The sequence below is a fragment of the Streptomyces aureus genome, assembly GCF_001418135.1.
In the GTDB taxonomy this organism is placed as follows: domain Bacteria; phylum Actinomycetota; class Actinomycetes; order Streptomycetales; family Streptomycetaceae; genus Streptomyces; species Streptomyces aureus_A.
This window is the reverse complement of record NZ_LIPQ01000608.1, coordinates 1-9,572: the sequence shown is the minus strand read 5'-3', so window position 1 is coordinate 9,572 and position 9,572 is coordinate 1. Positions and strand designations below refer to the sequence as shown.

Sequence of the window (9,572 nt, the reverse complement as noted above, 5' to 3'; positions counted from 1 at the left end):
GCCGGCCACGGAGAGCAGCACAGCTGCGCATCGGACCGGTAATCAGCAGACCACGGGGACCTCGCCATGCGGCCGCGCACGGACGGTCGGGGCGAGTGAGAAAGAGCAGGTAGCGGAAGTGCTCACCAAACGGGTGACGGTGACCGTCCACGCGTCCGACCCACTCAGTCGGGCCGGGCTCATCAGCCATTTGAGGCATCAACCGACCGTCGACGTCGTCCCTGACCAGGACGAGGCGGGCCGGGACTCCCCGGCGGTCGCCGTGATGCTCGCCGAACGGATCGACGAACCCACCACGGCCGAACTGCGGCGCCTGCTGCGCGGCAGGGACCAGCGTGTCGTGCTCGTCGCGCGCGAGCTGCGCGAGCCGGACCTGCTGGCCGTCGTCGAGTACGGGGTACGGGCCATCATCTGGCGTCATCAGGCCACCGAGCAACGACTGTTGAGCGCCGTGCACAGCGCGGCGCGCGGCGAGGGCGAGCTCCCGCCGGACCTCGTCAGCCGTCTGCTGAACCAGGTGGGGCGCTTGCAGCGGGCGACGACGGCGGGGGCGGCCACCGGAGGGGCGGCGCCGCTCTTCGGGATGGCGCCGCGCGAGGTGGACGTCCTGCGGCTGCTCGCCGAGGGGCTCGACACCCGGCAGATCAGCGAGAAGCTCGCCTATTCCGAGCGCACCGTCAAGAACATCCTGCACGCGCTGATGACGCGTCTGCAGCTCACCAACCGGGCGCATGCCGTCGCGTACGCGCTCCGCGAAGGCTATATCTGATGCTCCATGAGATCGACGAGGCACTGCGCGGGCTGCTGACGCCCGCCGTCGAGGGCGATGTCGCCTTCGACGCGCCGACCCGTGACTGGGCGGCCCGCCGCAACGCCCCGACCCTGAACGCCTACCTGTACGACATCCGGGAGGACGTGGCCCGCCGCGAGCGCGGTGCCTACGCCGAATGGGACGCCCAGGGCATCGTCACACGCAAGCGCCGGCCGCCTCGCTGGTTCCGGCTCTCGTACCTGGTGACCGCCTGGACCTCCCGTCCCGAGGACGAGCACCGGCTGCTGTCGGGGGCGATGGCACTGCTGCTCCCGCACGAGGTGCTGCCCGACGACGCGGTGCCCGAATCGGTGCGCTCGATCACCACCTCGCTGCCGATCACCGTCGCGGTCCCGCCCTCCGAGTCGCGCTCGCTCGCCGACATCTGGTCGGCGCTCGGCGGTGAGCTGAAGCCCTCGCTGGACGTCGTGATCACCACGCCGTTCCCGGTGACGCCGGTGTACGAGGTGGCACCGCCGGTCACCGAGGGGGAGATCGTCGTACGTGGCATGGCGGGTGTGCCCGCCGCGTCGAGGCCCCGGATGATCCGGCGCCAGGGGGCGGTACGGGTGACCCACCGGGCCCCGACGCCCGACGAGGCCGAGGAGAGACAGGAGGGTCCGGCGGCGTTCGAGGCCTTGGAGGTCCTTGAGGACCTGGAGAGCGGCAGCGGCGGCTGTGGCTCGCAGGACGGAGCCGGCGCATGAGCGACCACCGGTCCGCCCTCGGTTCCCCGCTGCTCGACCACCTCGCCGTGCTGCGCGCGCGGGTCGGCGCGCTCGTCGACGTACGCAGTGCCGGTGACCCCACGGCCGGTGATCCCCTGCGCGGGCTCTACGTGTCCGCGGAGGCCGCGCGCCGGATCGCCGCGGGGCCGGTCGGCCACGAGGCGCCTAAGCCTCACGAGGCGCCTGAGCCTCACGAGGCGCCTGAGCCTCACGAGGCGCCTGAGCCTCACGAGGCACAGAAGGCGCAGGAGACTCGCGAGGCCCGCCACGTCGCCTTCCCGTTGCCGGACCTCGGCGGGAACGACCGCCTCGGCGCGCTCGCGCGGGCCTTCGGCCTTTCCCGGCTCGATGCGCACATCCTGCTCGTGGCGCTCGCGCCCGACGTGGACCGCGGCTTCGAGGCGCTCTACGGGTACCTCAACGACGATGTGGGGCGGCGCCGCGCCTCGATGGCGCTCGCCCTCGACCTCGCTGGTACCGGCCCCTTCGACCCCGCCGCACGTGACCGTTTCCATCCGGGCGCGCCCCTGCGCTCCGGCGGCCTCCTCGACGTCGAGGACGAGGACCGGCCGCTGCCGGGCCGGTCCCTGCGCGTACCGGAGCGGGTGGTGGCGCACTTGCTGGGCGACGACACCCGGATGGACGCCCACCTTTCGGGGGTCGGCGTGGAGTTGATGACGCCGCCCGCCGCCGGTGCGGAGTCGGCGGAGTCGAAGGTGGCGACCACGCCGCTCGGCGAACGGGTCGCCGCCGCCGGGCCCGTCACCGTACATCTGCGGGAGCGCGTGCCGGGGGCCGCCACGGACGCGGTCGTGGCGGCCCTGCTCGGGGCCGGGCGGCCCGTCCTGCGGTACCGGCCGGAGTGCGTCGACGCGGCGGTGGCTCGGACGGTACTGCGCGAGGCACGGTTGCGCGGCGCCGCCGTGGTCGTCGAGCCGCTGCCGCAGCGGCCCGGGCCGCTGGTGCGTGCGCTCGCCTCGTCCGGTACGACGGTGGTGCTCGCCGGCGCCGAAGCGCCCGACCCCGGCTGGGCGCCGGACACGGAGCTCCTGGCCATCGACGCGCCGGGCGGCGCGGCCGGCTCCGCCGATCTGTGGCAGCGTGAACTCGGTCCCCTGGAGGGTGATGTCGATCTGGCCGAGGCCACGGCGGCGTACCGCCTCAGCAGCGATCAGATCCGCCGTGCGGCCCGTACGGCCCGTGCGCTCGCCGCTTTCGAGGGCACCGCGCCGACCTTGGCGCAGGTGCAGCAGAGTGCCCGGCTGCTCTCCGCGCCGCTGCTCGACAGCCATGCCCGAAGGATCCGGCCGGCGGTCGGCTTCGCCGATCTCGTCCTGCCCGGGGAGCCGTTGGGTCTGCTGCACGAACTGACCGCGCGGGCCCGTCACAGGGACCGGGTGCTCGGCGAGTGGCGGCTGCGCACCGGAGGCGGGCGCGGGCGTGGTGTCGTAGCGCTCTTCGCCGGGGAGTCTGGCACCGGCAAGACGCTCGGCGCCGAGGTGGTGGCGGGCGAACTGGGCCTGGACCTCTATGTGGTGGACCTCTCCTCGGTGGTCGACAAGTACGTCGGCGAGACCGAGAAGAACCTGGAGCGGATCTTCGTCGAGGTGGACCGCACGGACTGTGTGCTGCTCTTCGACGAGGCCGACGCGGTGTTCGGCAAACGGTCGGAGGTGAAGAGCTCGCACGACCGGTACGCCAACCTGGAGAGCGCGTATCTGCTGCAGCGTCTTGAGGCGTTCGACGGGATCGCGGTGCTCACCACCAACCTCCGGGCCAACATCGACGACGCGTTCACGCGAAGGCTCGACGTGGTCGTGGACTTTCCGTTCCCCGACCCCGAGCAGCGCGTGTCGCTGTGGCACTCCTGTCTGGCGGGCACCCCGAAGGGGGAGGACGTGGCCGAGGAGATCGCTCGCTGTGCCAAGGAGTTCGAGCTTGCGGGCGGCGCGATCCGGTCGGCCGCGGTGACGGCCGGATACCTGGCCGCGGCCCGTGGTTCGGCGGTGACAGGCGAGGACGTACGGGCGGGGGCGCGGCGCGAGTACCGCAAGGCGGGGCGGCTGGTCCTGGAGGGGCGGGCTCCCTGGGCCCCGTGACGGTGCGGACGACACGGCGGAGAGGGGTCACCCCACGGGTGGCCCCTCTCCGCTGTCGTCTCCCCTGCCCCTCAGGTCACATGACGCTGCCGCCGATCATCTTGCGGAGCGTGGCCCAGTCGGTCGTGCCGGTGGCGGGCAGACCGACGGCCGTCTGGTAGGCGCGGATCTTGTCGGCGACCTGCTTGCTGTACGTGCTGGGCGCCTCCTTGTTCGTACGGAGGTACGCGATGCCCTGCCGGGCGAACGCGCGCTCCCTCGCGAGGTCCGTGGGGCTGGATTCGCGGTTGTACGCCCACCAGAAGGCCGCCGTCAGCTGGGTGGTCTGCATCGTGGTCGAGCCGGGCTTCACCGTGTCGGGAGTGATGCGCTGGGCCCACAGGGAGACGAGGGTCGCCCGGCCGAGCTCGCCCTCCGTGTCCGTCAGGAAGATCTCGGCGGAGTTCTTCTGCTTCTCGACGCCGTCCTTGTACACCAGCCGCTGGTAGCAGATGAGCGAGTTGCGTGTCGCCGTGTCGATCACGCCCGGGTTCCAGCCCGGCTGGAGTGTGCACGCGTTGCCGAGGGACGCGAGGCGCTCCTGGGCGAACTCCACGACGTCGTCCTTCGGGTATCCGAGGCGCCAGGGCGGCAGGGTCACCGGCGAGGCGGACGAGGCCGGGGGCGGCTCGTTCCCGCCGTCACCGGGCTGCGAACCGCCCTGGGTCGGTGCGCCGCCACCGCCGCCGTTGCCGCCGCCCCCGCCACCGGGTGCGCCGCCGTCGGCCGGTCCGCCGCCGTCCTGGTCACCACCCGTCCCGTCGCCGCCGCCCGGCGACCCTCCGTCCGTCAGGGGCGGCAGGGAGCCGGGCGGCTTCCCGCCCGGGGTGGGTCCTCCGGAACCGCCGGGCGGCGGTGCGTCGGGGAGCGCGTCGCCGGTTCCCTGCGGTGCGGGCCGGGGCGCGTCGCTCGCCCGGAGATCCTTCGCCGCGCTGACGACCTTCGGAGAGAAGTTGAACCAGAGCACGACGAACGCGATCACGGCCGTCAGCAGGAGTCCGCCCGCCACGACGAGCCAGTTCCCGAAGACGGGGCGCTGGTCGAAGGTGGCGTCGAGGTCGAGGGTGGTGTCGTCGCCGGCCCGTCGGACGGCCACGGTGAACCGGTGCGACTCCTCGGCGCCGGTCCACCGCACGGCCTGTGGCCGCACCACGAGTTCACCGAAGGCGGCGCGGCCGGGGGCGATCTGCACGGCGTTCGGCCGTACGTCGAAGGTGAGCCGGTTCGCCTCGTCACGCGCCACGAGGGACGCGGTCAGGGGGGTGTTGCCGAGGTTGTCCACGGCGATCCGGGCCCGCCCGCGGAAGCGGCCGAGCAGGGCGGGCGGCAGCACTTCGGCGCGCGTCTCGGTGAAGGGCGTGACGGTCAGCCGGCCCTCCACGACGTCGCGGGCGCCGGCGTTCTCCCGGGGGTCGACACGGATGCCGTACGCGAGGGGCCCGGCCGCCACGTCCGAGGAGCGCGGCGGGGCGAAAGAGATCTCGGCGGTCCCCTCGCTGCCCGGGTAGAGGCGGAGCACGTCCGGCTCGATCCGGGACCAGCCCGAGGGTTTGCCGACGAGCGAGAGGCGGTATTCCTCGACGGTGTCGCCGGTGTTCCGCACCCGCAGCCGGGCGCCGGCCCGTGCTCCGGGCTCGACGGTCACCTCGGCCGGGTCCAGAGAGGTCCACATGGTCATGGGCGAACGTTAAGGGCGCGGGTGGGGTGTCCGGCTGCCCGAAAGTCCCTGCTCGGGGGCAGCGTGACGTGCCCCGCCAGCCCGTCGGCCGCGGTGCGGGCGCCGCAGCGGCCGGGGCCGGGGCCCTGGCGCACGAACCGCGGGTCGGACGTGGGGTGACCGATGTCCGCGAGGGCAATCGGACCTGCCCTCGTGAGCGCCCCTTCTCCCCTGCTCAGGGCGGCGCGGCTGGGCGAGAGTCGGAGGCGTACGACCGCTGTCCACGGCCGAGGGGAGGGCGAGCGGGATGAGGTCGACGCACCGCAGCACGCCGGACGCGGGCAACCGCACGCCCCACGCTGTGACATCGCGGAGCCACCGCATTCCGCAGAACCACGCTCTCCGAGGAGAACACGCACCATGCCCACGTACCTGTCCCCCGGCGTCTACGTCGAGGAAGTAGCCAGCGGCTCCCGTCCCATCGAGGGCCTCGGAACCTCTGTCGCCGCGTTCGTCGGGCTCGCGCCCGCCGGGCCGCTCAACGAGCCCGTGCTCGTCACCAACTGGTCCCAGTACGTGGCGTCGTTCGGTGACTTCACGGACGGGTACTACCTCGCCCACTCCGTGTACGGGTTCTTCAACAACGGCGGCACCGCCGCGTACGTCGTGCGCGTCGGCGGTGGCGACGCGCAGGGCGCCACGCGCGCCGTCGGATCGGCCGCCGCGTCGGCCGCCGCCGCGCCGCAGCTCGTCGCCGGTGAGGCCGTCGCGCTCGGCACCTTCAAGGTCGCCGCGATCACGGCCGGCTCCGAGGCCGACGGGGCGCTCACCGTCGAGGTGCAGGACGTCGAGGGCGAGGCCGAGCGCTTCAAGCTGGTCGTCAAGGACGGCGAGAAGGTCGTCGAGAGCTTCGACGCCTCCGCCAAGAAGAGTGCCCGCAACTACGTGGTCGCGCAGGTCAAGCAGCGTTCCAAGACGATCGTCCTGGAGGAGGCCGCGGCCGCCGGGCAGCTCGCCAGGCCCGAGGCGCAGTCCGTGACCCTCGCGCCGCCCGCGCGGACACCGGCGCGGGTCGACGCGGGCGCCGACGGCGCCGCCGCCCTGGAGTCCGGGCAGTTCATCGGCGACTCCGCCGACCGGACCGGCTTCGGTGGCCTGGAGGCGTACGACGAGATCAACATGGTCGCCGTGCCCGACCTGATGGCCGCCTACCAGCAGGGGCTCATCGACCTGGAGCAGGTCAAGGCCGTCCAGATCGGTCTCATCGCGCACTGCGAGTTGATGGGCGACCGGATGGCGATCCTCGACCCGCCGCCGTCGCTGAACGCCCGCGACGTCCGCAAGTGGCGGCAGGAGATCGCCGGTTACGACTCCCCGTACGCGGCCCTCTACTACCCGTGGATCAAGGCCTTCGACCCGGCGAGCGGCCAGACCCGGGTGGTTCCGCCGTCCGGTCACATGGCCGGCGTCTGGGCGCGCAACGACGCCGAGCGCGGTGTCCACAAGGCGCCCGCCAACGAGATCGTGCGCGGCGCGGTCGACCTGGAGCTCCAGATCACCCGCGGCGAGCAGGACCTGCTCAACCCGATCGGCGTGAACTGCATCCGCGCCTTCCCGGGCCGCGGCATCCGGGTGTGGGGCGCGCGGACGCTGGCCTCCGACCCGGCGTGGCGCTACCTGAACGTCCGCCGCTACTTCAACTACCTCGAGGAGTCGATCCTCGTCGGTACGCAGTGGGTCGTCTTCGAGCCCAACGACCCGTCGCTGTGGGCCCGTATCCGCCGCAACATCTCGGCCTTCCTCGTCAACGAGTGGCGCCAGGGCGCGCTGTTCGGCCAGCGCGCCGAGGACGCCTTCTACGTGAAGTGCGACGCGGAGACCAACCCGCCGGAGTCGGTCGACCTCGGCCGTGTGGTCTGCGAGATCGGCATCGCCCCGGTGAAGCCGGCCGAGTTCGTGGTCTTCCGGCTCGCGCAGATCCAGGGCGGCGGGGGCGAGCTGGAGGAGTAGTCCTCCCCTCCTCGCCCTCCGTCCCGCTCGTCGCCCGCCCTTCCGGCCCCGGGTCCGTGCGCCTGCCGCGCCCGGATCCGCCCTTGAACAGGAGTGAACCCCCATGTCCCTCGACACCGGTGACGCCCTCACCACCCACAATTTCGGCCTGCAGATCGACGGCGTCATGGTCGAGACCCTGCAGGAGATCAGCGGCCTCTCGATGGAGCAGGACGTCATCGAGTTCCAGCAGGTCTCTGCGGACGGCAAGCCGATCATCAAGAAGCTCCCCGGCGTGAAGAAGGCCGGTGAGTGCACGGTGACCCGTGGCGCCACCCAGTCCGCCGCGTTCACCGAGTGGATCACGTCGTCCATCGCCGGCGACATGGGCGCGGCCCGCAAGGACGCGTCCATCATCTTCCTGGACTACCAGCTCACCGAGGTCAAGCGGTACAACCTGCGCAACGCCTGGTGCACCAAGGTGGAGTTGAGCGCGACGAAGGCCGGCGACGCCGCCGCCCTCACCGAGCAGGTCACCATCACCTTCGAAGAGCTGACGCTCGGCTGATGCGACGCGAGGGATCGGCGGGCACGCAGCAGGGCCGCCCACAGGAGCCGCTCCGCACGGAGTTCGAGTTCGAGCTGCCGCGCGGGTTCGTCGACGAGGCGGGCACCGTGCACCGCAACGGGGCGATGCGGCTGGCCACGGCCCGGGACGAGCTGCTCCCGCTGCGCGACATCCGGGTCCGTGAGAACCCGGCGTACCTGTCCGTGGTGCTGCTCGGCCGGGTCATCACCCGGCTCGGCACGCTCCCGTCGGTGCACGACGGGACGGTGGAGAACATGTTCGCCTCCGATCTGGCGTTCCTCCAGGACTTCTACCGGCAGATCAACGCGGAGGGCCACACCCGGGCCGCCGTGGCGTGCCCGCACTGCGAGGAGTCCTTCGAGGTCGAGCTGGCCGGGAGCCGCCTGGGGGAATCGTGACGTACGCGGCCGACCGGATCGAGGAGGAGACCGCGTACCTCGCCTTCCACTTCCACTGGGGCATGGACAACATCCTCGATCTGGAACACGCGGACCGGCGGAGGTACGTGGCCCAGGTGGCGTCGCTGGTGGAGCGGTCGCAGGCGTGACGGCAGGACAGGGAAGGGAGGTTGGAGGGGACTGTGGGGATGTTCGAGAAGTGGCGGACGGCGCGGACGCGAAGCACGCGGGGCGCGGAATCCGGTGTGCGCGAGGAGAGTTCGGCGTCCGTGGCGCCGTCGGCGTCGTCCGGGGACGCGTGGCGGGCGCTGCCGCCCGTGCAGCGGGTACTGGCCGCGGGTCCGCGGACCGTCGCTGAGTACGGCTTCTCCGCGTCGCTCGCGACCCACTGGAACCCCTCCTTCCAGAGCGACCTCGGCCACGGAGCGGTGCCGGACGCACCGGGCGGCGTCATGCTCGACGCGGTGCGGGCGGTGCCTTCGCCCGTCGGCCGGGAGCCGGCGGGGCGCTCCGAGGGGACGGAGCTGCCGGGGCTGCGGTTGCCCTTGGCGGGTGCGGCGGGTTCGGGGCCGGGGGCGGCTCCGGCCGTCCAGCGTGTGCCCGCGACGCCGCCGGTCGGTCGACCTGCGCCGACGCCTCGTCCCGTACGGGGGGAGGCGGTGGCCGCTCCGGTACGGGGCGGCGGCGCGGCGCGCGAGGCCGGGAACACGGACGCGGCCTCGCACGGGGCCTCGCGTGCGGCTTCGCGCGCGGCCTCGGCGGCTTCGGGTGCGCCTCGCTCGGCGCTTCCCGCCGTCCGACGTGCCGCCGTGGCCACCAGCGGGCCGGACGACCGGGTTGCTCCGGCGCCCGCGCCCATGGACGGAGCGGCCGGGATGCCGCAGTCGTCCGACAGTTCCACGCGGTCAAGGCCCGTACAGCCCGCTCCCGTTCGGCGGTCTCCGCTGGTCTCCGCACGGCCCGTGCAGCCGCCACGGCAACTCGCTCCGGTGGGTGCCCCGCGCCGCGTGGAGGGGATCGGGCGCGGCACGGCGCCGGTCCAGCGGACAGCGGCCTCCGCCCCCACGCCGGAGAACGGGGCGCGTCCCTCGGAAGCGCCCGACACCGCCGCACCGGAGCCCTCGGCTGCCGGTCGGCCCCAGAACGTCCCGGGTCCCGCATCCCCCGGCGGGCCCGGGACTCCCGGCCTCACGCCCGGCACTCCGGTGCAGCGCCGCCCTCCCGTACGCCGCTCGCGGCGCGCACCGGAGTGCCGGGCGTGA

The 9,572-nt window shown here is 73.1% G+C and carries 8 protein-coding genes; 7 read left to right on the top strand and 1 reads right to left on the bottom strand.

Going from position 1 to position 9,572, the window contains the following annotated elements:
• Positions 1–118 precede the first annotated feature (118 nt).
• From AOK00_RS34945 to AOK00_RS34935, 3 genes are read left to right on the top strand one after another with little or no spacing between them, the layout of a single operon-like run.
• On the top strand, positions 119–769 hold the full coding sequence (locus AOK00_RS34945; RefSeq protein ID WP_055604141.1) for a response regulator transcription factor: 651 nt from the start codon (positions 119–121) through the stop codon (positions 767–769).
• The gene (locus AOK00_RS34940) at positions 769–1,518 is read left to right on the top strand and encodes a DUF4255 domain-containing protein (RefSeq protein WP_079042356.1); all 750 of its coding nucleotides are present in this window, start codon (positions 769–771) and stop codon (positions 1,516–1,518) included. Before AOK00_RS34945 ends, AOK00_RS34940 begins: the two co-directional genes overlap by 1 nt.
• Positions 1,515–3,638 (top strand): ATP-binding protein, encoded by a 2,124-nt coding sequence (locus tag AOK00_RS34935; RefSeq protein ID WP_055604140.1) that lies wholly within the window; start codon positions 1,515–1,517, stop codon positions 3,636–3,638. The genes AOK00_RS34940 and AOK00_RS34935 overlap by 4 nt, the downstream gene beginning before the upstream one ends.
• Before the next feature lie 76 nt (positions 3,639–3,714).
• Here the strand turns inward: AOK00_RS34935 and AOK00_RS41240 are convergent, their stop codons facing one another.
• The gene (locus AOK00_RS41240; RefSeq protein WP_055604139.1) at positions 3,715–5,355 is read right to left on the bottom strand and encodes a COG1470 family protein; all 1,641 of its coding nucleotides are present in this window, start codon (positions 5,353–5,355) and stop codon (positions 3,715–3,717) included.
• A gap of 399 nt (positions 5,356–5,754) precedes the next feature.
• Here AOK00_RS41240 and AOK00_RS34925 point away from each other — a divergent pair, with 399 nt between their 5' ends.
• The 4 genes from AOK00_RS34925 (at position 5,755) to AOK00_RS39575 (ending at position 8,459) form a co-directional block, all read left to right on the top strand.
• A complete protein-coding gene (locus tag AOK00_RS34925) occupies positions 5,755–7,344 on the top strand; it encodes a phage tail sheath subtilisin-like domain-containing protein (RefSeq protein WP_055604138.1) in 1,590 nt (529 codons plus the stop codon).
• A gap of 103 nt (positions 7,345–7,447) precedes the next feature.
• Positions 7,448–7,891: a phage tail protein gene (locus AOK00_RS34920; protein WP_055604137.1), complete on the top strand. Its 444-nt coding sequence runs from the start codon at positions 7,448–7,450 to the stop codon at positions 7,889–7,891.
• Entirely contained in the window at positions 7,891–8,310 is a 420-nt protein-coding gene (locus AOK00_RS34915) for a hypothetical protein (protein WP_030317097.1), read from the top strand. Before AOK00_RS34920 ends, AOK00_RS34915 begins: the two co-directional genes overlap by 1 nt.
• The gene (locus tag AOK00_RS39575) at positions 8,307–8,459 is read left to right on the top strand and encodes a DUF6760 family protein (RefSeq protein ID WP_173861728.1); all 153 of its coding nucleotides are present in this window, start codon (positions 8,307–8,309) and stop codon (positions 8,457–8,459) included. The genes AOK00_RS34915 and AOK00_RS39575 overlap by 4 nt, the downstream gene beginning before the upstream one ends.
• Positions 8,460–9,572 lie beyond the last annotated feature (1,113 nt).

Coding starts and splice junctions, on each gene's coding strand:
- AOK00_RS34940 (WP_079042356.1), top strand. CDS start 769: ATGCTCCATGAGATCGACGAGGCACTGCGCGGGCTGCTGACGCCCGCC.
- AOK00_RS34935 (WP_055604140.1), top strand. CDS start 1,515: ATGAGCGACCACCGGTCCGCCCTCGGTTCCCCGCTGCTCGACCACCTC.
- AOK00_RS41240 (WP_055604139.1), bottom strand. CDS start 5,355: ATGACCATGTGGACCTCTCTGGACCCGGCCGAGGTGACCGTCGAGCCC.
- AOK00_RS34925 (WP_055604138.1), top strand. CDS start 5,755: ATGCCCACGTACCTGTCCCCCGGCGTCTACGTCGAGGAAGTAGCCAGC.
- AOK00_RS34920 (WP_055604137.1), top strand. CDS start 7,448: ATGTCCCTCGACACCGGTGACGCCCTCACCACCCACAATTTCGGCCTG.
- AOK00_RS34915 (WP_030317097.1), top strand. CDS start 7,891: ATGCGACGCGAGGGATCGGCGGGCACGCAGCAGGGCCGCCCACAGGAG.